Origin of the sequence: Pseudomonas sp. 6D_7.1_Bac1 (assembly GCF_025465945.1) — a bacterium.
GTDB lineage: Bacteria > Pseudomonadota > Gammaproteobacteria > Pseudomonadales > Pseudomonadaceae > Aquipseudomonas.
Window position 1 is genome coordinate 80,101 of the sequence record NZ_JANLNW010000009.1, and the last position, 23,403, is coordinate 103,503.

Annotated in this window: 19 protein-coding genes; 14 read left to right on the forward strand and 5 right to left on the reverse strand. The window is 56.7% G+C overall.

Annotation, left to right across the window (positions count from 1 at the left end; all coding sequences use genetic code 11):
• Nucleotides 1-35: 35 nt before the first annotated feature.
• Nucleotides 36-797: a TenA family transcriptional regulator gene (locus tag NTD87_RS03155; RefSeq protein WP_410017453.1), complete on the forward strand. Its 762-nt coding sequence runs from the start codon at nucleotides 36-38 to the stop codon at nucleotides 795-797.
• A gap of 142 nt (nucleotides 798-939) precedes the next feature.
• Here the strand turns inward: NTD87_RS03155 and NTD87_RS03160 are convergent, their stop codons facing one another.
• The 5 genes from NTD87_RS03160 to NTD87_RS03180 form a co-directional block, all read right to left on the reverse strand.
• On the reverse strand, nucleotides 940-1,866 hold the full coding sequence (locus NTD87_RS03160) for a GGDEF domain-containing protein (RefSeq protein WP_262111807.1): 927 nt from the start codon (nucleotides 1,864-1,866) through the stop codon (nucleotides 940-942).
• Nucleotides 1,867-2,237: 371 nt separating this feature from the next.
• Nucleotides 2,238-2,978: a YciK family oxidoreductase gene (locus NTD87_RS03165; RefSeq protein ID WP_262111809.1), complete on the reverse strand. Its 741-nt coding sequence runs from the start codon at nucleotides 2,976-2,978 to the stop codon at nucleotides 2,238-2,240.
• Between the two features lie 214 nt (nucleotides 2,979-3,192).
• On the reverse strand, nucleotides 3,193-3,864 hold the full coding sequence (gene mupP, locus NTD87_RS03170) for an N-acetylmuramic acid 6-phosphate phosphatase MupP (protein WP_262111811.1): 672 nt from the start codon (nucleotides 3,862-3,864) through the stop codon (nucleotides 3,193-3,195).
• Nucleotides 3,865-3,868: 4 nt separating this feature from the next.
• Nucleotides 3,869-4,567, reverse strand: a complete 699-nt coding sequence (gene ubiG / locus NTD87_RS03175) for a bifunctional 2-polyprenyl-6-hydroxyphenol methylase/3-demethylubiquinol 3-O-methyltransferase UbiG (RefSeq protein WP_262111812.1) — start codon at nucleotides 4,565-4,567, stop codon at nucleotides 3,869-3,871.
• Nucleotides 4,568-4,630: 63 nt separating this feature from the next.
• Nucleotides 4,631-5,962 carry a TRZ/ATZ family hydrolase gene (locus NTD87_RS03180; protein ID WP_262111814.1) on the reverse strand — a complete coding sequence of 444 codons (1,332 nt, stop codon included), beginning with the start codon at nucleotides 5,960-5,962 and terminating at the stop codon, nucleotides 4,631-4,633.
• Nucleotides 5,963-6,070: 108 nt separating this feature from the next.
• Here NTD87_RS03180 and mtnA point away from each other — a divergent pair, with 108 nt between their 5' ends.
• From mtnA to NTD87_RS03245, 13 genes are all read left to right on the forward strand, one after another.
• On the forward strand, nucleotides 6,071-7,147 hold the full coding sequence (gene mtnA / locus NTD87_RS03185; protein WP_262111816.1) for an S-methyl-5-thioribose-1-phosphate isomerase: 1,077 nt from the start codon (nucleotides 6,071-6,073) through the stop codon (nucleotides 7,145-7,147).
• A 445-nt stretch (nucleotides 7,148-7,592) separates the two neighbouring features.
• Complete coding sequence (gene gyrA / locus NTD87_RS03190; protein WP_262111817.1) at nucleotides 7,593-10,262, forward strand: DNA gyrase subunit A; 2,670 nt, start codon at nucleotides 7,593-7,595, stop codon at nucleotides 10,260-10,262.
• A gap of 64 nt (nucleotides 10,263-10,326) precedes the next feature.
• The gene (gene serC / locus NTD87_RS03195; RefSeq protein WP_262111819.1) at nucleotides 10,327-11,412 is read left to right on the forward strand and encodes a 3-phosphoserine/phosphohydroxythreonine transaminase; all 1,086 of its coding nucleotides are present in this window, start codon (nucleotides 10,327-10,329) and stop codon (nucleotides 11,410-11,412) included.
• The gene (pheA, locus tag NTD87_RS03200) at nucleotides 11,412-12,506 is read left to right on the forward strand and encodes a prephenate dehydratase (protein ID WP_262111820.1); all 1,095 of its coding nucleotides are present in this window, start codon (nucleotides 11,412-11,414) and stop codon (nucleotides 12,504-12,506) included. Before serC ends, pheA begins: the two co-directional genes overlap by 1 nt.
• A gap of 11 nt (nucleotides 12,507-12,517) precedes the next feature.
• The gene (gene hisC / locus NTD87_RS03205; RefSeq protein ID WP_262111821.1) at nucleotides 12,518-13,630 is read left to right on the forward strand and encodes a histidinol-phosphate transaminase; all 1,113 of its coding nucleotides are present in this window, start codon (nucleotides 12,518-12,520) and stop codon (nucleotides 13,628-13,630) included.
• Nucleotides 13,631-13,658: 28 nt separating this feature from the next.
• Complete coding sequence (locus NTD87_RS03210; RefSeq protein WP_262111886.1) at nucleotides 13,659-15,866, forward strand: bifunctional prephenate dehydrogenase/3-phosphoshikimate 1-carboxyvinyltransferase; 2,208 nt, start codon at nucleotides 13,659-13,661, stop codon at nucleotides 15,864-15,866.
• Nucleotides 15,863-16,552 (forward strand): (d)CMP kinase, encoded by a 690-nt coding sequence (cmk, locus tag NTD87_RS03215; protein WP_262111823.1) that lies wholly within the window; start codon nucleotides 15,863-15,865, stop codon nucleotides 16,550-16,552. The genes NTD87_RS03210 and cmk overlap by 4 nt, the downstream gene beginning before the upstream one ends.
• A gap of 120 nt (nucleotides 16,553-16,672) precedes the next feature.
• Nucleotides 16,673-18,367, forward strand: a complete 1,695-nt coding sequence (rpsA, locus tag NTD87_RS03220) for a 30S ribosomal protein S1 (protein WP_071554228.1) — start codon at nucleotides 16,673-16,675, stop codon at nucleotides 18,365-18,367.
• A gap of 196 nt (nucleotides 18,368-18,563) precedes the next feature.
• Nucleotides 18,564-18,845, forward strand: coding sequence for a hypothetical protein (locus NTD87_RS03225; protein WP_262111825.1), 282 nt, complete (start codon nucleotides 18,564-18,566; stop codon nucleotides 18,843-18,845).
• Between the two features lie 177 nt (nucleotides 18,846-19,022).
• Nucleotides 19,023-19,319, forward strand: a complete 297-nt coding sequence (ihfB, locus tag NTD87_RS03230) for an integration host factor subunit beta (protein ID WP_032888918.1) — start codon at nucleotides 19,023-19,025, stop codon at nucleotides 19,317-19,319.
• Nucleotides 19,320-19,343: 24 nt separating this feature from the next.
• A complete protein-coding gene (locus NTD87_RS03235; protein ID WP_262111827.1) occupies nucleotides 19,344-19,583 on the forward strand; it encodes a LapA family protein in 240 nt (79 codons plus the stop codon).
• A gap of 664 nt (nucleotides 19,584-20,247) precedes the next feature.
• Nucleotides 20,248-21,672: a lipopolysaccharide biosynthesis protein gene (locus tag NTD87_RS03240; RefSeq protein ID WP_262111829.1), complete on the forward strand. Its 1,425-nt coding sequence runs from the start codon at nucleotides 20,248-20,250 to the stop codon at nucleotides 21,670-21,672.
• Nucleotides 21,673-21,832: 160 nt separating this feature from the next.
• Nucleotides 21,833-23,344: a hypothetical protein gene (locus NTD87_RS03245; RefSeq protein WP_262111830.1), complete on the forward strand. Its 1,512-nt coding sequence runs from the start codon at nucleotides 21,833-21,835 to the stop codon at nucleotides 23,342-23,344.
• Nucleotides 23,345-23,403 lie beyond the last annotated feature (59 nt).

Consider the following 23,403-nt stretch of genomic DNA (forward strand, 5'->3'; position numbering starts at 1 on the left):
CAGTGATCGATACATTCAACAGATCCGGCCCGCTTATGGAAGCCGCAAGTTACCCAGCCTGGGCTCAGCAACTGATCCAGGATTGCAGCGAGAGCAAGCGTCGGGTTGTCGAACATGAGCTGTATCAGCGGATGCGTGACAATAAGCTCAGCGCAAAGACCATGCATCAGTACCTGATTGGTGGCTGGCCGGTCGTTGAACAGTTCGCGTTGTACATGGCGCAAAACCTGACCAAGACCCGCTATGCGCGCCACCCCGGCGAAGACATGGCGCGTCGCTGGCTGATGCGTAACATTCGGGTTGAACTTAACCATGCCGACTACTGGGTGCACTGGAGTCGTGCGCATGGCGTCAGCCTGGAGGACTTGCAGGCGCAGCAGGTTGCCCCTGAACTTCATGCATTGAGTCATTGGTGCTGGCATACCAGTTCGGCGGACTCGCTGATTGTTGCCATCGCCGCAACCAACTATGCCATTGAAGGCGCAACCGGGGAGTGGTCGGCGCTGGTGTGTTCCAGCGGGATCTATGCCGCATCTTTCCCTGAGGACGATCGCAAGCGCGCCATGAAATGGCTGAAGATGCACGCTCAGTACGATGATGCCCATCCGTGGGAAGCATTGGAAATCATCTGCACGCTGGCGGGCCTGAACCCCAGTAAGGCCCTGCAAGTCGAGCTGCGCCAGGCAGTCTGCAAAAGCTACGACTACATGTACCTGTTTCTGGAGCGCTGCATGCAATTGGAGCACTCGCAAAGGGCTCCGGTAGCCCGGGAACGCATGGTGCTGGTCGAAAGCTGAGCCGTTAATTCAAGACAACGCAAAACCATTGTGGGAGCGAGCCTGCTCGCGATGAACGATACCCCGGTTTTCCTGTTAAACCGGGTTGCCTGCATCGCGAGCAGGCTCGCTCCCACATTTGGTTTGTGTTGTTGCTGGTTATTCAACCCGCCATCGCCAATCGATTACGCCCCTCGCGCTTGGCCACATACAGTGCACTATCCGCGCGTCGCAACAGGCTCTCGGCGGACTCGCCGGGCAACAGCGTCGAGCAGCCGAGGCTGACTGTCAAATCGATCCGCGTCTCATCCGCCCAATGCTCCTCGGCTTGTGCGGCATAGCGCAGGCGTTCGCCAACCATCGCGGCGGCTTCGCGGCTGGTATTGGAAAGCAGGATCAGAAATTCTTCGCCGCCAAAGCGAAAGACCATGTCTACGTTGCGCAACTGGTTTTTGATTGAGGTTGCGACAGCCTTCAGTACGTCATCGCCGGCACTGTGACCGTGGGTGTCATTGATCCGTTTGAAATGATCGATATCGAGCATCAGCAACGACAGCGGCTGCATGTGTCGCCGGGCCATGTCGATCTCACGTTGCAGGGTTTGATCCATGGCAATGCGGTTACCGGTGCCTGTCAGCGGATCACGCAGCGCACTTTGAGTGGCTGCCCGATAGAGTAAGGCGTTGCGCATCGGGAAGAGCAGGGCGGACAGCAGGGATTCGAGGTTGCCCTGGTCCTTTTCGCTGAAGCGCTGATTGCGGCGGAACACCAGTTCGCCCAGGTGCGCGCCTTCGTGACTCAGGCTGTAGCTCACCGAGTGATGCCCACGCAGACCGAACTCCAGGCGCAGATCGCTGCTCTTGTGCTGATAGTTCAAGGCGTCCAGCGGGACAAGGCGCTGAACTTCGCGGAAAAACAGTCCAAGAATACGCTGTGGCTCAAGGCTGGTTTGCAGTTGCAGACCCATTTGCTGGCGCAATTGGCCGAGGCTGGCGGGACGCTCCAGGAGGGGAGACTGCTGACCAAAGCCCAGGCGTTGCAATTTGGCGCTATCGAAGTCAATTGCGTTGGTCTGGGTGGGAGATTTCATATGGTGTGAGCCCCTAAGCAGGAATGCTGTCTTACAGGCTGGGTGAGAGCGGCTTTGGGCTGCGCGTCATACTGGTCCATCAGTCCCGTAGGACAGGTGGCTGAAGTTTAGTCCGCATTGCCGGGCAAAAGTAAGCCTCGACAAGGTGTTGCCCGACCGCTAACACGCTGCGTGTTTACGCAGTATTAGAGCGAAAGTCGTGCCATTCGGGTTCGGCGGAATAAAATTCGTTCTAAATCAATTTGTTGGGCTGTATGGCGGTCAGTGATGGTGAATACGGCGGCATTTGTTTGACTTCAGGCTGGCGCTTGAAGGTGATGAGGAGTGTGTCGCGACGGTATGCCGTCGCGGCAACGGGTGTGGCGAGGGGCTTACTGAGCGTCGAACGCCTGACCATTGATGCCCGTGCTATCCGGCCCCATCAGGTACAGGTAAACCGGCATGATCTCCTCAGGCGTCGGGTTGTTGGCCGGGTTTTCGCCCGGGTACGCTTGAGCGCGCATGCTGGTGCGGGTAGCGCCTGGGTTGATGCTGTTGGCGCGAATCGGTGCAACGGTGTCGACTTCGTCGGCGAGGGTTTGCATCAGGCCTTCGGTGGCGAACTTCGACACGCCATAGGCGCCCCAGTACGCGCGACCTTTGCGGCCGACGCTGCTGGAGGTAAAGATCACCGAGGCGTCCTGCGACAGCTTGAGTAGCGGCAGCAGGGTGCTGGTCAGCATGAACATGGCGTTGACGTTGACGTGCATCACGCGCATGAAGTTTTCGCCGGACAGCTGCTCCAGCGGCGTACGCGGGCCGATGATCGAGGCGTTGTGCAGCAAACCATCGAGGTGGCCGAATTCGGTTTCGATCATTGCCGCCAGCTCGTCGTACTGATGCGGCAGGGCTGTTTCAAGGTTGAACGGAATCACCGCTGGCTGTGGATGACCGGCCGCTTCGATTTCGTCGTAAACCTGAGTCAGATTGGCCTCGGTCTTGCCCAGCAGCAACACGGTAGCGCCGTGAGCGGCATAGGTTTTTGCCGCGGCCGCGCCGATACCACGACCGGCGCCAGTGACCAGAATGACCCGATCCTTGAGCAATTCAGGGCGGGCGGAATAATCAAACATAAAAAACCTCTACAAAATTCAACAAACTAAGGCTGGCAGCATATTGTGGCGAGGGAGCTTGCTCCCGTTCGGCCGGTCCGCGCTCGGGCGAAGCAGTCATAAAGTCGGTCAATGCGGTGTGCCTGGCAGAACGCGGTTGCCGATACTGGGGTCGCTTCGCGGCCCAGCGGGAGCAAGCTCCCTCGCCACGAAAAGCAGCCTCCAAGGAATCAGCTCAGCAGCTACACAGCGCGCTATCGAGCACCTTGCGCAACTCCAGCGGGTGATCCACGACCACGTCGGCACCCCAGTTCCTTGGATTGTCATCGGGGTGAATGTAGCCAAAGGTCACTGCGGCTGTCTTGGTGCCGGCATCGCGGCCCGACTCGATATCGCGCAGGTCATCGCCCACAAACAGCACGCTGGCCGGGTCCAGGTCGAGCATTTTGCACGCGAGGATCAACGGCTCCGGGTCCGGCTTGCTGTTCGTCACATGGTCCGGGCAGATCAGCAGCGCCGAGCGTTCGGCCAGTCCCAGTTGTTGCATGATCGGCTCAGCGAAGCGCAGCGGTTTATTGGTCACCACGCCCCAGATCAGATTGGATTTCTCGATGTCGGCCAACAGCTCTGCCATGCCATCGAAGAGTTTGCTGTGAACCGCGCATCCCTTCAGATAACGCTCGAGGAACTCCAGCCGCAATTCCTCGAAGCCCGGCGATTCCGGGTCCATCGAGAAGGTCACCGCGACCATGGCTTTCGCCCCGCCGGAGATCTCGTCGCGGATGTGTTTGTCTGGAATCGGCGCCAGCCCGCGGTCTGCAAGCATGCTCTGGCAGATGGCAATGAAGTCCGGCGCGGTGTCGAGCAGGGTGCCGTCCATGTCGAAAAGAACTGCTCTGATTCGCATGGGCTTATTCCTCGCGCAGGGTCTGGATCATGTAGTTGACGTCAACGTCGGCGGCCAGCTTGTAGTGCTTGGTCAGAGGGTTGTACGTCAGGCCAATGATGTCCTTGACGCTCAGGCCAGCCTGGCGGCTCCAGGCACCCAGCTCGGAAGGGCGGATGAACTTCTTGAAGTCATGGGTGCCGCGCGGCAGCAGCTTCATGATGTATTCGGCACCGATGATGGCAAACAGGTAAGCCTTCGGATTGCGGTTGATGGTCGAGAAGAACACCTGGCCGCCGGGCTTGACCATGCGGAAGCAGGCACGAATGACCGACGATGGATCGGGTACGTGCTCAAGCATTTCCAGGCAGGTGACCACGTCGAACTGCTCGGGCATTTCTTCAGCCAGCGCTTCGGCGGTGATCTGCCGGTACTCGACGCTGACACCGGATTCCAGTTGATGCAACTGCGCGACCGCCAGCGGTGCTTCGCCCATGTCGATGCCCATCACGGTTGCCCCGCGTTGCGCCATTGATTCGCTGAGGATGCCGCCACCGCAGCCGACATCCAGCACCTTCTTGCCGGCCAGCTTGACGCGCTCGTCAATCCAGTTGACCCGCAGCGGGTTGATGTCGTGCAGCGGCTTGAACTCGCTTTCGCGATCCCACCAGCGATGAGCCAGGGCTTCGAATTTGGCGATTTCAGCGTGGTCGACGTTGCTCATGGGTAATCCTCTAAATCTAAAAAATTCTGCTGTCAGCCTTGAGGTTCCGCTCAAGGGTTCGTTCTATTCGGCATGTCCGCTGATGCGTTGGCCCCAGGCCTTGGCCGTGGCGCATAGCTGTTGTTCATCGAGGCGCGTCAGGCGCCGGTCGTCGAGCAATTGCTTGCCGGCAACCCAAAGGTGTTTCACGCAGTCCCGGCTGGTGGCATAGATAAGCTGCGAAACCGGGTCGTAAATCGGTTGCTGGGCCAGGCCGGACAGGTCGAAGGCCACCAGGTCCGCGGCCTTGCCGACTTCCAGCGAGCCCACTTCGGTTTCCAGCCCCAGCGCCCGGGCGCCGTTGAGGGTCGCCATGCGCAGGGCGCGATGAGCGTCCAATGCCGTGGCCGAGCCGGCAACGGCTTTGGCCAGCAGGGCGGCGGTGCGGGTTTCACCCAGCAGGTCGAGGTCATTGTTGCTGGCCGCGCCATCGGTGCCGATCGCCACATTGACGCCAGCCTGCCACAAGCGTTCCACCGGGCAGAAGCCGCTGGCCAGTTTCAGGTTCGATTCCGGGCAATGAATCACGCTGCTGTTGCTTTCTACCAGCAAGGTCAGGTCTTCATCGCTGATCTGCGTCATGTGAACGGCCTGGAAGCGCGGTCCGAGCAAGCCCAGGCGTCCCAGGCGGGCCAGTGGTCGCTCGCCGCGTTGCTCGACCGATTGCTGGACTTCGAAAGCGGTTTCATGAACGTGCATATGGATCGCCGCGTCCAGCTCCTCAGCGATCACCCGGATTTTTTCTAGGTTTTCGTCGCCGACGGTGTAGGGTGCATGAGGGCCGAAGGTGATTTTGATGCGCGGGTGATGCTTGAGGTCGCCGAACAGTTCGACGCCCTGACGGATAGCCTCATCCGCATCGCCAGCGCCGGGAATCGGGAAATCGAGGATCGGGATGGCGATTTGCGCGCGAATACCGCTGTTGTGCACGCGTTCGCTGGCGACTTTCGGGAAAAAGTACATGTCCGAGAAGCACGTGATGCCACCCTTGATCTGCTCGGCAATGGCCAGGTCGGTGCCATCACGGACGAAGGCTTCATCGACCCATTTGGCCTCGGCTGGCCAGATGTGTTGTTCGAGCCAGGTCATCAGCGGCAAATCATCGGCCAGGCCACGGAACAGCGTCATCGCCGCATGCCCGTGGGCATTGATCAGCCCAGGGCTGAGCAGCATGCCCGGCAGTTCGCGAACTTCAGTGGCGTTGAGCTTCAAGGCCTCACTGCGCGGGCCGATGAAGGCAATGCGCCCGTCGCGGATGCCCAGGCCATGCTCTTTGAGGACCACACCAGCGGGTTCGACAGGGACTAACCAGGTCGGCAGCAAGAGTAAGTCGAGCGCAGCGGCAGGATTCGGCATCGAGGATTCGGTCCAGTGCTTTTATAAAAGATGGCGAAGTATACCCGAGCGTCTTCGCGGGGGGATCGCTATAATCGGCGGCTTTTGTTCATGAGTGCGGGGTGAGGGATGCGCAATCGACTGTTGGCTGCGGAGAAGGTGAAGGCCATCGATTGGCGGGACGGCGCCCTGTATCTGCTGGATCAGCGCATTCTGCCGTTCGAAGAAACCTGGATTGCCTACACCAGTGCTGCGGGTGTGGCTGAGGCGATTCGCTCGATGGTGGTGCGTGGTGCTCCGGCAATCGGCATCAGCGCCGCCTATGGCGTGGTGTTGGCGGCGCGCGCCCGGTTTGCCGAGGGCGGTGACTGGCAGGCGGCGCTGGAAGAAGACTTTGCCCTGCTCGCGGATTCGCGGCCGACCGCCGTCAACCTGTTCTGGGCATTGGGTCGCATGCGTGAGCGTCTGGAACGGCTCAAGGATCACGCCAATCCATTGGCAGCCCTTGAAGCAGAGGCCTTGGCGATCCACGAAAGTGATCGCGAAGCCAACCTGACCATGGCGCAACTCGGCGTAGACCTGATCCGCAAGCATCAGGGCAACGCCCAGGCGATTTTGACTCACTGCAATACTGGTGCGCTGGCCACTGGCGGCTTTGGTACTGCGCTCGGGGTGATTCGTGGGGCGTTCCTCGAAGGCATGGTCGAGCGGGTTTACGCCGACGAAACCCGACCTTGGCTGCAAGGCTCGCGGTTGACCGCCTGGGAGCTGGCGAACGAAGGTATCCCGGTGACCCTGAACGCTGACTCGGCCGCTGCGCACATCATGAAAACCAAGGGCGTGACCTGGGTCATCGTCGGCGCTGACCGAATTACTGCCAACGGCGACGTGGCGAACAAGATTGGCACTTACCAGTTGGCGGTCAACGCCATGCACCACGGTGTGCGTTTCATGGTGGTGGCGCCGAGTTCGACCATCGACATGAATCTGGCCAGTGGCGACGACATCCCGATCGAAGAGCGTGATGGCCGCGAGTTGCTGGAAGTCGGCGGCAAGCGGGTGGGGGCGGATGTCGATGCCTTTAACCCGGTGTTCGACGTTACCCCGGCAGACCTGATTGACGTTATCGTCACCGAAAAAGGCATCGTCGAGCGGCCGGATGCCGCGAAGATGGCGCAGTTGATGTGCCGCAAGCGGTTGCATTGAGGATCTCGGGCGCCTGCTAAATCGCTATCGCGAGCAGGCTCGCTCCCACAGTTGAAAGAGGTGTGACCGCAATCGTCGGCACAACAAAGATCCAATGTGGGAGCGAGCCTGCTCGCGAAGGGGGCCTACAGCCAATAAACATCCCTCATCCTGCCCCGAAATCTGCATTCTCCACGGCTCTAAGCCTCTCTCGTCCTCTTTGCGCCTGTCACCGGTCAACTAACTATGCTCCATGCGCATCAGGGGGATAGGTGCGTGGCGGCTCTTGTGATAACATCCGGCGGTTTCCAAGGTAGCCCGATGTGGCTGCCTTTACTGCGCAGATCCATGGCATAACTCGTTGATTTGTCGTAAGTCGGTGCTGGCACTCAGCCTGCAGCGGCGAGCTTCGTTCGTCCCATATGGATGTGACGAAGTTTCACCAGAAAAAGGAATCAGGCTTCTCATGGGCGAACTGGCCAAAGAAATCCTCCCGGTCAATATCGAAGACGAGCTGAAACAGTCCTACCTCGACTACGCGATGAGCGTAATTGTCGGTCGGGCACTGCCTGATGCGCGCGATGGCTTGAAGCCCGTGCATCGGCGTGTGCTGTTCGCGATGAGCGAGCTGGGTAACGACTTCAACAAGCCGTACAAGAAATCTGCCCGTGTTGTCGGTGACGTGATCGGTAAGTATCACCCGCACGGTGATACCGCGGTGTACGACACCATCGTTCGTATGGCGCAGCCATTCTCGCTGCGTTACCTGCTGGTAGACGGCCAGGGCAACTTCGGTTCGGTCGACGGCGACAACGCTGCGGCAATGCGATACACCGAAGTGCGCATGACCAAGCTGGCGCACGAGCTGCTGGCTGACCTGCATAAAGAAACCGTGGACTGGGTGCCGAACTACGACGGCACCGAAATGATCCCGGCGGTCATGCCGACCCGTATTCCCAACCTGCTGGTCAACGGCTCCAGCGGTATCGCCGTGGGTATGGCGACCAACATTCCGCCGCACAACCTCGGTGAAGTCATCGACGGTTGCCTGGCGCTCATCGACAACCCCGAGTTGACCATCGATGAGCTGATGCAATACATCCCGGGTCCGGACTTCCCGACCGCCGCGATCATCAATGGTCGCGCCGGCATCATCGAAGCCTACCGTACCGGTCGCGGCCGCATTTACATGCGTGCCCGCTCGATGATCGAAGACATCGACAAGGTCGGTGGCCGTCAGCAGATCGTCATCACCGAACTGCCTTACCAACTGAACAAGGCGCGTCTGATCGAGAAGATCGCCGAGCTGGTCAAAGAGAAGAAGCTGGAAGGCATCACCGAACTGCGCGACGAGTCCGACAAAGACGGTATGCGCGTGGTGATCGAACTGCGTCGCGGCGAAGTGCCTGAGGTCATCCTCAACAACCTCTACGCCCAGACCCAGCTGCAAGCGGTGTTTGGTATCAACATCGTCGCGCTGATCGACGGCCGTCCGCGGATCCTGAACCTCAAGGATCTGCTGGAAGCCTTCGTTCGTCACCGTCGCGAAGTGGTGACCCGTCGTACCGTGTTCGAACTGCGTAAAGCCCGCGAGCGTGGTCACATTCTCGAAGGTCAGGCTGTTGCACTGTCGAACATCGACCCGGTTATCGCCCTGATCAAAGCCTCGCCAACCCCGTCGGAAGCCAAGGAAGCGCTGATCAGCACTCCGTGGGAATCCTCCGCTGTGGTCGCGATGGTTGAGCGCGCCGGTGCTGACTCTTGCCGTCCGGAGACCCTGGACCCGCAATACGGTCTGCGCGAAGGCAAGTACTTCCTGTCGCCAGAACAGGCGCAAGCCATTCTGGAGCTGCGTCTGCACCGTCTGACCGGCCTGGAACACGAAAAACTGCTGGCCGAGTATCAAGAGATCCTCAACCAGATCGGCGAGCTGATCCGCATCCTCAACAGCGCCACGCGCCTGATGGAAGTGATCCGTGAAGAGCTGGAAGTGATCCGCGCCGAATACGGCGATGTGCGTCGCACCGAAATTCTCGATGCGCGTCTGGACCTGACCCTGGGTGACATGATCCCGGAAGAAGAGCGCGTCGTAACCATTTCCCACGGTGGCTACGCCAAGACCCAGCCATTGGCTGCGTACCAGGCTCAGCGTCGTGGCGGTAAAGGTAAGTCGGCTACCGGCGTCAAGGATGAGGACTACATCGCTCACCTGCTGGTCGCCAACAGCCATACCACGCTGCTGCTGTTCTCCAGCAAGGGCAAGGTCTACTGGCTGAAAACCTACGAAATTCCTGAAGCATCCCGCGCCGCCCGTGGTCGTCCGCTGGTCAACCTGCTGCCGCTGGACGATGGTGAATACATCACCACCATGCTACCGGTCGAGGAATACACCGAAGGTCACTACATCTTCATGGCTACCGCCAACGGCACCGTGAAGAAGACCCCGCTGGAATCCTTCAGTCGTCAGCGCAGCGTTGGCTTGATCGCGCTGGAACTGGACGAAGGTGACGTACTGATCTCCGCTGCCATCACCGATGGCGAGCGTGAAGTCATGCTGTTCTCCGACGGCGGCAAGGTGACTCGCTTCAAAGAGTCCGACGTTCGCGCCATGGGCCGTACCGCTCGCGGTGTCCGTGGCATGCGTCTGCCGGAAGGCCAGAAGCTGATTTCCATGCTGATCCCGGAAGAAGGTAGCCAGATCCTCACCGCGTCGGCGCGTGGTTTCGGCAAACGTACTGCCATCACCGAGTTCCCTGAGTACAAGCGTGGCGGTCAAGGCGTTATCGCCATGGTCAGCAACGAGCGTAACGGCCGTCTGGTCGGTGCAGTCCAGGTGCTCGACGGCGAGGAAATCATGCTGATTTCCGACCAGGGCACCCTGGTGCGTACTCGCGTTGACGAAGTGTCCAGTCTGGGTCGTAACACCCAGGGCGTGACCCTGATCAAGCTGGCCAGCGATGAGACACTGGTCGGTCTGGAGCGGGTTCAGGAACCATCGGAAGTCGAAGGCGAGGTGCTGGAAGGCGAAGAGGGTGCTGAGCTCGAAGGCGTCGTGCTGGATGCCGGTACCGAGCCGGACGACACCGTCGAAAGCCAGCAGGCTGACGCAGCTGACGAAGAAGAGCCGCAAGACTAACCAAATCGTAGCAGGGCAGAGTGTTTGCTCTGTCCGCTACCGTGAATGCATAGCGAGAGTGGATGTGAGCAAACGAGCCTATAACTTCTGCGCAGGTCCCGCTGCGCTGCCTGAAGCTGTCCTGTTGCGTGCCCAGTCGGAGTTGCTCGACTGGCATGGTAAAGGCCTCTCGGTCATGGAAATGAGCCATCGCAGCGATGAGTTCGTGTCCATTGCGACCAAGGCCGAGCAGGATCTGCGTGACCTGCTGAATATCCCCTCGAACTATAAAGTGCTGTTTCTGCAAGGCGGCGCCAGCCAGCAATTTGCTCAGATTCCTCTGAACCTGTTGCCGGAAAACGGCAAGGCCGACTATATCGACACCGGTATCTGGTCGCAGAAAGCCATTGAAGAAGCGCAGCGCTTCGGCCACGTCAACGTTGCCGCTACCGCCAAGCCTTACGACTATTTCGCAATTCCCGGTCAGAACGAATGGAAGCTGTCGCAAGACGCGGCCTACGTGCACTACGCGCCGAACGAAACCATCGGTGGTCTGGAATTCCAGTGGATCCCGGAAACCGGTGATGTTCCGCTGGTCGCCGACATGTCTTCGGACATTCTCTCGCGCCCTGTGGATGTCTCGCGTTTCGGCATGATCTACGCCGGCGCCCAGAAAAACATTGGCCCGAGCGGCATCGTCGTCAACATCGTGCGTGAAGACCTGCTGGGTCGTGCCCGTTCGTTCTGCCCGACCATGCTTGACTACAAGGTCGCGGCAGACAACGGCTCGATGTACAACACTCCGCCAACCCTGGCCTGGTACTTGTCCGGTCTTGTGTTCGAATGGCTGAAAGAGCAGGGTGGTGTTGAGGCCATTGGCAAGCTCAATGAGGTCAAACAGCGCACGCTGTACGGCTTCATCGATGCCAGCGACTTGTACAGCAACCCGATCAACAAGGCTGACCGCTCGTGGATGAACGTGCCGTTCCGTCTGGCTGACGATCGCCTCGACAAGCCGTTCCTGGTCGGTGCCGAGGCACGCGGTCTGCTGAACCTCAAGGGTCACCGTTCGGTAGGCGGCATGCGCGCCTCTATCTACAACGCCGTCGACATCAACGCGGTCAATGCGCTGGTGGCGTACATGGCAGAGTTCGAGAAGGAACACGGCTAATGTCTGAGCAAGAACTCAAGGCACTGCGCCTGCGCATTGATGCTCTGGACGAAAAAGTCCTGGAGCTGATCAGTGAGCGTGCGCGCTGCGCCCAGGAAGTCGCGCGAGTAAAGATGGCCTCGCTGGCCGAAGGCGAAGTGCCGGTGTTCTATCGTCCTGAGCGTGAAGCCCAGGTGCTCAAGCGTGTGATGGAACGTAACCAGGGGCCGCTGGGTAACGAAGAGATGGCGCGGTTGTTCCGTGAAATCATGTCCTCGTGCCTGGCGCTCGAGCAGCCGCTGAAAGTGGCTTACCTCGGCCCTGAGGGGACCTTCACCCAGGCGGCGGCGCTGAAGCACTTCGGTCACGCGGTGATCAGCAAGCCAATGGCGGCGATCGACGAAGTGTTCCGTGAGGTGGCCGCGGGTGCGGTGAACTTTGGCGTGGTGCCTGTGGAAAACTCCACCGAAGGCGCGGTCAACCATACCCTCGACAGCTTCCTTGAACACGACATGGTTATCTGTGGCGAAGTCGAGCTGCGTATTCACCACCACTTGTTGGTCGGTGAAAACACCAAGACCGACAGCATCAGCCGCATTTACTCCCATGCCCAGTCGCTGGCGCAGTGCCGCAAGTGGCTGGACGCACATTACCCGAACGTCGAACGCGTGGCGGTATCGAGCAATGCCGAAGCGGCCAAGCGGGTCAAGGGTGAGTGGAGCTCGGCGGCGATTGCCGGCGACATGGCAGCAGACTTGTACGGTCTGACGCGTCTGGCCGAGAAAATCGAGGATCGCCCGGACAACTCCACGCGGTTCCTGATGATTGGTAGCCAGGAAGTACCGCCGACCGGCGACGACAAGACGTCGATCATTGTCTCGATGAGCAACAAGCCCGGCGCGCTTCACGAGTTACTGGTGCCGTTCCATGACAATGGCATCGACTTGACGCGGATCGAAACCCGTCCGTCGCGCAGCGGCAAGTGGACCTACGTGTTCTTCATCGACTTCGTCGGCCACCACCGCGACCCGCTGGTAAAAGGTGTGCTGGAGAAAATCAGTCAGGAAGCAGTAGCACTTAAAGTGTTGGGTTCCTACCCGAAAGCAGTTCTCTAAAGGCGTTAACAATGAGTGGCGACTTCCTCGCTCTGGCGCAGCCGGGCGTGCAACAACTTTCGCCTTACGTTCCGGGCAAGCCCGTGGACGAATTGGCCCGTGAGCTGGACATCGATCCGGCAAAAATCGTCAAGCTGGCGAGCAACGAAAACCCGCTGGGCGCCAGTCCCAAGGCGCTGGCGGCGATTCGCGAAGAGCTGGCCGAGCTGACTCGCTATCCGGACGGCAACGGTTTTGCGCTGAAAACCCTGCTGGCTGAGCAGTGCCGCGTCGAGCTCAATCAAGTCACGCTGGGCAACGGCTCCAACGACATTCTTGAGCTGGTCGCGCGCGCCTATCTGGCGCCAGGCCTCAACGCGGTGTTCAGTGAGCACGCGTTCGCGGTCTATCCGATCGTCACTCAGGCTGTGGGTGCCGAGGCGCGAGTGATTCCGGCCAAAGACTGGGGTCATGACCTGTCGGCCATGCTTGAAGCCATCGATAGCAACACCCGTGTGGTGTTCATTGCCAACCCGAACAACCCGACCGGGACCTGGTTCGGTGCCGAGGCGCTGGATGAGTTCCTGCAGGACGTGCCTGCGCGCGTGCTGGTGGTGCTGGATGAGGCGTACATCGAGTACGCCGAAGGCAGCGATCTGCCGGATGGCCTGGATTTCCTTGCGGCCTACCCGAACCTGCTGGTTTCCCGGACCTTCTCCAAGGCCTACGGTCTGGCCGCGTTGCGCGTGGGTTATGGCTTGTCGACTGCGGTAGTCGCCGATGTGCTGAACCGGGTGCGTCAGCCATTCAACGTCAACAGCCTGGCTCTGGCTGCGGCCTGCGCGGCGTTGCAGGACGAGGAATACCTGGCTGAAAGTCGTCGCCTGAACGAATCCGGCATGCAGCAACTGGAAGCGGGTTTCCGTGAATTGGGGTTGAGCTGGATACCTTCCAAGGGCAACTTCATTTGCGTGGATTTGGGGCGCGTTGCGGCGCCGGTTTTCCAGGGCTTGCTGCATGAGGGTGTGATCGTGCGCCCGGTGGCCAATTACGGCATGCTGAACCACTTGCGCATCACCATCGGTCTGCCGGCTGAAAACAGTCGCTTCCTTGAGGCGCTGACCAAGGTTCTGGCTCGTGGTTGATGTCATCGCCGTGCAACCTGCTGTGCCTATGATCGGTCGCCTGGTGGTGGTCGGACTGGGGCTGATCGGTGGATCGTTCGCCAAGGGCCTGCGTGAAAGCGGGCTGTGCCGTGAAGTGGTTGGTGTCGATCTTGATCCGCAATCGCGAAAACTGGCGGTTGAGCTGGGCGTGGTGGATCGTTGCGAAGACGACCTCGCCGTCGCGTGTCGCGGTGCGGACGTGATTCAGTTGGCAGTGCCGATCCTGGCGATGGAAAAATTGCTGGCGTTGTTGGCCGGCATGGATCTGGGGTCGGCGATTCTGACCGATGTTGGCAGTGCCAAAGGCAACGTGGTACGCGCGGCGAACGAAGCCTTTGGCGGCATGCCGGCGCGCTTCGTTCCGGGGCATCCGATCGCCGGTTCCGAGCAGAGCGGGGTAGAAGCCTCCAACGCTCAGCTGTTCCGTCGGCACAAAGTGATTCTGACGCCGCTTGAGCAAACCGATCCGGCTGCCCTGGCGGTCGTTGACCGGCTTTGGCGCGAATTGGGTGCCGATGTCGAGCACATGCAGGTCGAGCGTCACGACGAAGTGTTGGCGGCGACCAGCCATTTGCCGCACTTGCTGGCGTTCGGTTTGGTCGATTCGTTGGCCAAACGCAGTGAAAATCTGGAAATCTTCCGTTACGCTGCGGGCGGTTTCCGCGATTTCACGAGAATCGCCGGCAGTGACCCGGTCATGTGGCACGACATCTTCCTCGCCAATCGCGAAGCTGTTCTGCGCACACTCGATACATTTCGCAGTGATCTCGACGCCTTGCGCGACGCGGTCGATGCAGGGGACGGGCACCAACTGTTGGGCGTCTTTACGCGCGCCCGGGTTGCCCGCGAGCATTTCAGTAAAATCCTGGCCCGCCGGGCCTATGTGGACGCTATGAACTCCAACGATCTGATTTTCCTGGCAAATCCTGGTGGCCGCCTGAGTGGGCGGATTCGTGTACCAGGCGACAAATCGATTTCCCACCGTTCGATCATGCTCGGCTCCCTGGCGGAGGGCGTTACCGAAGTCGAAGGTTTCCTTGAGGGCGAAGATGCCCTGGCGACCTTGCAAGCCTTCCGTGACATGGGCGTGGTGATCGAAGGTCCGCACCATGGTCGCGTGACCATTCACGGTGTCGGCCTGCATGGGCTGAAACCGGCTCCTGGGCCAATTTATTTGGGTAACTCGGGTACTTCGATGCGCCTGCTGTCGGGCTTGCTGGCCGCGCAGAACTTCGACAGCACCTTGACTGGCGATGCGTCGCTGTCCAAGCGTCCGATGAATCGTGTGGCCAACCCGCTGCGTGAGATGGGCGCGGTGATCGAAACGGCTGCAGACGGTCGTCCACCGATGACCATTCGTGGCGGCAACAAGCTCAAGGGCCTGACCTACACCATGCCGATGGCCAGTGCTCAGGTTAAATCCTGCCTGCTGCTGGCGGGGCTGTACGCCGAAGGCAAGACCACCGTCACCGAGCCTGCTCCAACCCGCGACCATACCGAGCGCATGCTGCGCGGCTTTGGCTACCCGGTAACCGTTGACGGCGCTACAGCGTCGGTCGAATCCGGCCACAAGCTGACTGCGACACACATTGAAGTGCCTGGCGATATTTCCTCGTCGGCGTTCTTCCTGGTGGCGGCGTCGATTGCCGAAGGTTCGGAGTTGGTGCTCGAGCATGTGGGTATCAACCCGACCCGTACCGGTGTGATCGACATCTTGCGTCTGATGGGCGCAGATATCACCTTGGAAAACCAGCGTGAAGTCGGCGGCGAGCCGGTGGCTGACTTGCGTGTACGAGCGGCTAAGCTTAAAGGTATCGAAATTCCTGAAGCGCTGGTTCCGCTGGCCATCGACGAGTTCCCGGTACTGTTCGTGGCTGCGGCCTGTGCAGAGGGTCGGACCATTCTGCGTGGTGCGGAAGAGTTGCGCGTCAAGGAGTCGGATCGTATCCAGGTGATGGCGGATGGTTTACTGGCGCTGGGCGTCAAGTGTGAGCCAACCCCGGACGGCATCATCATCGACGGCGGCCAGATTGGCGGCGGCGAAGTGCATGGTCACGGCGATCACCGGATTGCCATGGCGTTCAGCGTTGCGTCGTTGCGTGCCAATGCGCCGATCCGCATCCATGACTGCGCCAACGTGGCGACCTCCTTCCCGAACTTCCTCGCGTTGTGCGCGCAAGTCGGCATTCGTGTTGCTCAAGAGGCTCAGTCGTGACCAGCCATGCTCCGGTAATCACCATCGATGGGCCGAGCGGCTCGGGCAAGGGCACTATTGCCGGGATCCTCGCCAAGCGCCTGGGGTGGTGCTTGCTGGATTCAGGTGCGTTGTACCGTTTGCTGGCATTTGCTGCGCGCAATCATGGTGTCGACCTGACCAATGAAGAGTCGCTGAAGCTGCTGGCCGCTCATCTCGATGTGCAGTTCGTCGGGGCGACCGAAGGTCATCCGCAGCGCATCATCCTTGAAGGTGACGATGTCACTGACGATCTGCGCAACGAGCAGGTCGGTGCCTGGGCTTCGCAAGTGGCGTCACTGCCTGCGGTGCGTGACGCTTTGCTGCAGCGCCAGCGGGCATTTCAGGAAGCGCCGGGGTTGGTGGCCGATGGTCGCGACATGGGTACAGTCGTGTTTCCTGACGCGCCATTGAAGATTTTCCTGACCGCCAGCGCCGAGGAGCGGGCACGCCGTCGTTATTTGCAGTTGAAGGGCAAAGTCGAGGGTGTTAGTCTGTCGAGTCTGCTAGATGAGATCCGTGTGCGCGATGAGCGTGACACCCAGCGAGCGGTAGCCCCGCTCAAGCCGGCGGTCGACGCCATACAGCTGGATTCCACGGAGTTGTCCATCGATCAGGTGCTGGAACGCATCATGAGCGAGATCGCCATTCGCGATATCGCCGGGTGACCAAGAAGCACTGCAGGGGACCAGTCATAGTCCTGCGGTCTTCTTTTATATAAACGTAACCCACATTGTCTGGGATGTGGCAGATGGGCGTATTCTTCGCCCTTATCAACAGGAATTAAAATGAGCGAAAGCTTTGCGGAACTCTTTGAAGAAAGCCTAAAAACCCTGAACCTTCAGGCAGGCTCCATCATCACCGGTGTTATCGTTGATATCGATTACCAAGCTCGCTGGGTAACCGTTCACGCTGGCCTGAAGTCTGAAGCACTCATCCCGCTTGAGCAGTTCTACAACGACGCTGGCGAACTGAACATCAACGTCGGTGATGAAGTTCACGTTGCGCTGGATTCGGTTGAAGACGGCTTTGGTGAAACCAAGCTGTCCCGTGAAAAAGCCAAGCGCGCTGAATGCTGGATCGTTCTGGAAGCAGCCTTCGCAGCCGAAGAAGTGGTCAAGGGCGTTATCAACGGTAAGGTTAAAGGCGGCTTCACTGTCGACGTTAACGGCATCCGTGCGTTCCTGCCAGGTTCTCTGGTTGACGTCCGTCCAGTGCGCGACACCACGCACCTGGAAGGCAAAGAGCTGGAATTCAAGGTCATCAAACTCGACCAGAAACGCAACAACGTTGTCGTTTCCCGTCGTAGCGTCCTCGAAGCCGAGAACTCCGCCGAGCGTGAAGCTCTGCTGGAATCCCTGCAGGAAGGTCAACAAGTCAAAGGTATCGTCAAAAACCTCACCGATTACGGCGCATTCGTCGATCTGGGTGGCGTCGATGGCCTGCTGCACATTACCGACATGGCTTGGAAGCGTATCAAGCATCCTTCCGAAATCGTCAACGTTGGCGACGAGATCGATGTCAAGGTTCTGAAGTACGATCGCGAGCGCAATCGTGTTTCCCTGGGCCTGAAGCAGCTGGGCGAAGATCCATGGGTTGCTATCAAAGCCCGTTACCCAGAAAGCACTCGCGTTACCGCGCGTGTAACCAACCTGACCGACTACGGCTGCTTCGCTGAGCTGGAAGAAGGCGTTGAAGGTCTGGTACACGTTTCCGAAATGGACTGGACCAACAAGAACATCCACCCTTCGAAAGTCGTACAAGTCGGCGACGAAGTGGAAGTTATGGTTCTGGACATCGACGAAGAGCGTCGTCGTATCTCCCTGGGCATCAAGCAGTGCAAATCTAACCCTTGGGAAGATTTCTCTGGCCAGTTCAACAAGGGCGATAAAATCTCCGGCACCATCAAGTCGATCACCGATTTCGGTATCTTCATTGGTCTGGACGGCGGCATCGACGGTCTGGTTCACCTGTCCGACATCTCCTGGAACGAAGTGGGCGAAGAAGCCGTACGTCGTTTCAAGAAGGGCGACGAGCTGGACACCGTTATCCTGTCGGTTGACCCAGAGCGCGAGCGTATCTCCCTGGGTATCAAGCAACTGGAAAGCGATCCGTTCTCCGAGTACGTTCAAGAGAACGACAAAGGCGCAATCGTTAAAGGCATCGTGAAAGAAGTTGACGCTAAAGGCGCCATCATCACTTTGGCTACCGATATCGAAGCTACTCTGAAAGCCTCCGAAATCAGCCGTGACCGTATCGAAGATGCGCGCAACGTTCTGAAAGAAGGCGAAGAAGTTGAAGCCAAGATCATCAGCGTTGACCGCAAGAGCCGCGTAATCCAGCTCTCGATCAAGTCGAAAGACGTTGAAGACGAGAAAGAAGCTATCCAGAGCCTGCGCGACAAGCCAGCCTCGGACAGCATCGCTGCTGGTCCTACCACTCTGGGCGACCTGTTGCGTGCACAAATGGAAAAACAGAACTAAGTTCTGTCAGACCATAGAAAAAGGGCGACTTCGGTCGCCCTTTTTTGTGCCTGCGATTTGAGGGGGCTGTTCAGGGGTGGGGGGCAATGCTTGTGTAAGGTCATCTATTGTTCAGGCGTATCAATCGTCTATTCAGAGCTAGGCTTTAGCTTGAACTGAATGTTGGTCGGGTCTGGTGCCTAGCATAAGGAAGGGAATGAACACGCTCATTGTCACGCTGGCAGTGCTGCTTTTGGTGGGGTGTACCACCAACGCCAAAACTCATGTTGTACGCGGCGTAAGCGGTATAGAGATCGATTGTTCGGGGCTCGGATCAGATTGGGATCAGTGTTACAAGCGTGCTGCGCGGGAATGTAAGGCAGAGGGGTACAGGGTCATAGGCAGGTCCAGTGATGCCAAAGAAGAGGGTGGTGATTATCCTTTTGGCTGGAATCCGGCGGGTTACCTCACTCGCACGATGCTGATCATCTGCAGGTAACGGCTCGGTACATCTCTGGGCGTGGAGGGGGCGGGTGTGTTGACTCTCCGGGAGGGAGAGGTTCGCAGCCTCTGCGAGGTAACGCAGATAAGTCAATGTATAGGCTGTTCAAAATCCTTCGAGCATGCTAAAACCTTTGAAGCGCTGATCTAGCTGCTTGAAAAAGAAGGGAAAAATATGACGAAGTCGGAGTTGATCGAACGAATTGTCACCCATCAGGGGCTGCTCTCATCCAAGGATGTCGAGCTGGCCATCAAGACTATGCTTGAACAAATGTCCCAATGCTTGGCCACCGGTGATCGAATCGAAATCCGCGGCTTTGGCAGCTTCTCATTGCACTATCGTGCGCCGCGTGTCGGCCGTAATCCGAAGACCGGTCAGTCTGTAAGTCTCGATGGAAAGTTTGTTCCTCATTTCAAGCCGGGCAAAGAGCTGCGAGATCGAGTGAACGAAGACGAGGAGGATGGGGTTTGACAGTGTTGATTCAAGGGGCGGTTCATGCGTAGTCTCAGGCGCGTTGTCTTCGTGGTTTTTGTTCTTCTGCTTATCTTGGCGATCCTGGGGTTCGTTCTTGAGAATCAGCAGGCTGTTTCCTTGTTGTTCTTCGGTTGGACAGGTCCGCAATTGCCTGTATCTGTTGTCGTGGTAATAGCATTGTTGGTTGGGATGTTGATCGGTCCCTGTATTGCCTGGTTATATGGCCGTATCGCGCGGGTTCGCCGCAAGCACTTGGCTTGACTCATATACCTCCAGTCGGTAGAGGCGCTTTATTGGTAGTTGCTCGATAGTCAGGGCAGGGTGCTGCTTATTCATGATGCTGCGCTACCGAAAGCCTGGAGCTTTGAGATCCCTGTTACGAGGCCGAGGTTGCTGAGACGACTCGCAATTGATGTGCTTGGCGCCGCTATTCCAGCGCTTTTCTGTCATTAAAGGTGAGTAATGGCAGTCCTGATCAAATAGTACGCTAGTGTTTTTTTGCGTTGCCTGCCTATCCTCACCTTCTTGATAGGCGGGGGGATAGCGCCTTGCCTACAAATCGCAAACATGCGATCCTCCTCGCGATATTCTTAAGTGCCCGGCACTGATATATCAATCGATGAAATAGTGAATCGGCTTGTTTTAGTGCTTTTCGATAGTTTTTATCTATTGGGTGCATTTGTCAGGAGTCCACAAAAGTCTACGTATGTGAGCGCTATCCAGTGCTGCTTGCATCGGGTGGTTGTGTAGTGGCGCCTGATATTGCGTTTTGGTTTTTGGTGTGCATGGGTCGAAGTGGCCTGGCGGAAGCTTCGACAGATGTTGGAGTTTCTTGTGATGTTGTTTAAAGTGTTGCCCTTGATTAGTTGTTTCAACTATGTGGCGCGTACTGTGCGGAAGATGAGTTGATCGATACTAGATGAATATGAATGTTTTTCTTCGAAAGCTTCTTCTGTATGTACCAGTAAAAATGGTGCCTGCACTGTCAGGGATTTTCCTGATTTTTTTTCTGTATAAGTACTTTCCTGCTGGGCAATATGTAAGCTATTCGGTGAGTTTGTTTTGCTCGTTAATTGCCGCTCAGTTAAGTGCTGGGTGGGTGGGTAACTCGTTTATATATTATTACACTGGGGTGGAAGACAAAAGAGTATTTGTCTCTAATTGTGTTTCCGTCATTCTCCTTATTGCTCCTGTTGCTTCGCTTTTGGCAGCGACGGTTTCCGTTTTTTTTGTTTTTGAGCAATATGTTTTTATTTGTGTTTGGCTGTTGTGCTTCGGTCAGATATTGTTTTTCTTTCTCTCGTCTGCATGTCAGGCGGACTTCCTGGTTAAGCAGCAGCTGGTGGCGGTGTTGTTGCAGGCGCTTGCTCAGATTCTGTTGATCGTCGCCTTTTTTCAGTTTCTTGATGTTGATTTCAGATATGCGCTTCTGGCTCTGTCGGCGGGTTACTTCATCGCTGCGTTCTTCTTGTTGTTCGTTATTCTGAAAAAATTTGGTGTTTGTAATCCTTTTTCAAATGTCGATGTATTTAAAGATAATTTGAGATTGATCTATCAGTATGGCGCTGCTTTGTCGCCATGGATCCTCGGTATGCTGGTGGTGGCTGGTTCTGACCGGTTCGCGATAGGTTATTATGGTATTGAACATGGTGATTCATACCTGTCCTTGAAGGATTTGTTTGTGGGCGGCGCTGGGTTGTTGAGCATGCCTTTGTTAATGATGGTCCACCCATTTGTAATCAAAAGATTTAGAGAAGGTGTTTTTGCTGTCAGAATAATTGAAAGCTCTTCGAGTTTTTTAATTGTTGCGTTTTCACTTCTCTGGTGTGCGCTGTACTTTGTTGGGTTTGATTTTTTTGAAAGAGTAACGGGGAAAACCATAGAGGCGTCCAAAGTGGTTATTCTTTTTTCATTTTCTGGTGTTTTTTTGAATAGTACGTCTGTGTATTTTCAAAAGCGCCTTGAAGTGCATCGCAGAATGAAACTGCTGGCTTATCTTTCAATGGTTTCCGCGCTTGTCTCGATGTTATTTGCCTGGATTGGTGGGCGGTACTGGGGGCTTTATGGCGTGTCGCTTGGTGTTTTGTTGGCTCAAACACTCTACTTTGTTTTGGTCACCACGAGTATGTTTAAGCGCCTCGATCTGTATCGCAGCTTTACGTTGCCAGCGTTGATATCGTCTTTAGCCTTTTTTATCGGTTATGTTTTTTATATGGGGCTGGAGAATGTTGGGGGCTCCTTGCTCTGGTGGGAAAAATCAGTTTTTTGGCTGGTTGGGTTTGCGGTTGTCTCGCTTTTTTCTCTTTGGAAAGGTGTGAGGTGGAGCGAATTCATGAAGGCCACTGTATGATGGCGTGACGTGTTGTCACATTGTGTAATTTGCTCAACCGTCCGATCTATTGTCGGGCTTAGGCATGGATTGCCTTGTCGCAGGGACAGAGTGTAGTACTGGTACTTCTGTGTTGTATGGATGATGTTCACTGAGTATTCCTAAGTAGGATGCATTGGAAATGATTTTTCTTGATAAACTAAGACTCTGGATTTCTAGGAACTTGGCCCCGGTTGTGTTCCTGGCCGCGTATTTTGTTACGGTGGTTCTCGGGAATATAATATATTGGCTTCCTTTCGGGAGAGCTCTCTTAGAGAAGGAACCCTATACAGCTAATATTCTAGGTTTTGAGACCTTATTCAGCGCCGGGTATTGGTTTTTATTATTTTTGCCTTTTTTGGTTACTCCTATAGTCATCGTCCTGGTTCGTGGGGCGCTGGGTAAAGTTTTAGAGAGAGGGGCTAGGCAGTTTTTCGATTTTTCAAAATCCGAATACTGCTTTGTTGTGACCCTTAGTTATGCTTTTGTGCTGTATTCGTTGGTAAAGGCTGATGCGTTTTCATTGTTTCTGGCGGGGACCGATTCGGTTTCGTCTGTAGAGGCACGATTTCAGATCAGGAATCAGCTTGGCTTTGCTCCGATAGCTGTGCTCATGTCAGTGCTTCATTACTTGTCCATTTATTCTTTGGTTAGATGGATGCTTGAGAAGGGTAAATTCTGGCTTGTTGTTACTGTTGTTAACGCCATTTTGATGTCGGTTTTCCTGACGTTGCTCAATATGAAATGGCCTATTCTGATTTTTTATGCAGGGTTGGTGTTGGCGGTTTTTGTATATGCTAAGCGATATGCATATTTGAAAACGGTCATGGGGGGAGTGCTGCTTGTTATTATGTATTTCCTGGTTTCTGCTTTTGTATTCAGGCTTGTACCGCCGGTTGCGGTGGTTCCTGTAGTTGAGAGTGTTGTTCCCGCGCCAGAAGAAACCATCGACTCTATTCCCTCTATTCCCTCTATTCCCTCTATCCCTTCTGTGCGAAATGAGCAGACTGAGACGACGATGCCGCTAGAGGATGGGTTAGGTGTCATTGAAGAACACAGTGGCAAGGTTGCCGAAGCGGTGGCAACTCAGGAAGACAAGAAGCATTCCAGTGTCGTTGATAATGTAATGAATGTTGGGGAGGCGGCCGCTGAAAATGCGCCAATGCTGCTCTTTAACGTAGTCAATCGGATGGCGATTATTTATCCGTACTATTATCAGGTATTTACGACTGAAGGGACGGTGTGCGGTGGTGTTCTCGCACAGGCGAAAATTGGCAAGGAGTGCCGTCCTAGTACCTATATCTACAGTCGGATTTTCAACGACAATTTCAAAGGGCGAGGCACGGCTCCAGCCGCTGTTCATATATCGGCTTATGCGCTGGGCGGGTGGCCTGTTGCTTTGATGGGGTTGATTTTTGCTTCGATTATTTTGGGGCTGTTTGCATCTCTTCCGCTGAATGTAAGTGCAAGTATTGGTTCTCTCGCTATCACGGGGGGCATTGTGGGCTATCATTTTTCGCAGTTGCCTGGCGAGGGGCCGATTTTTTATGATCACGGGGTTTTCTGGACGCTGCTGGTGTTGTTCTTGTTTAGTGGTTGGCGGTTGATTCGCAATCGTGTTGGGCAGGGTAAGCGCAATCTGGATATTCAGTAATTGTGCCTGCGCACGGTCGTGTTTGCTGATGGTCGTGACGCTGCCGTATTGAGGTGCAG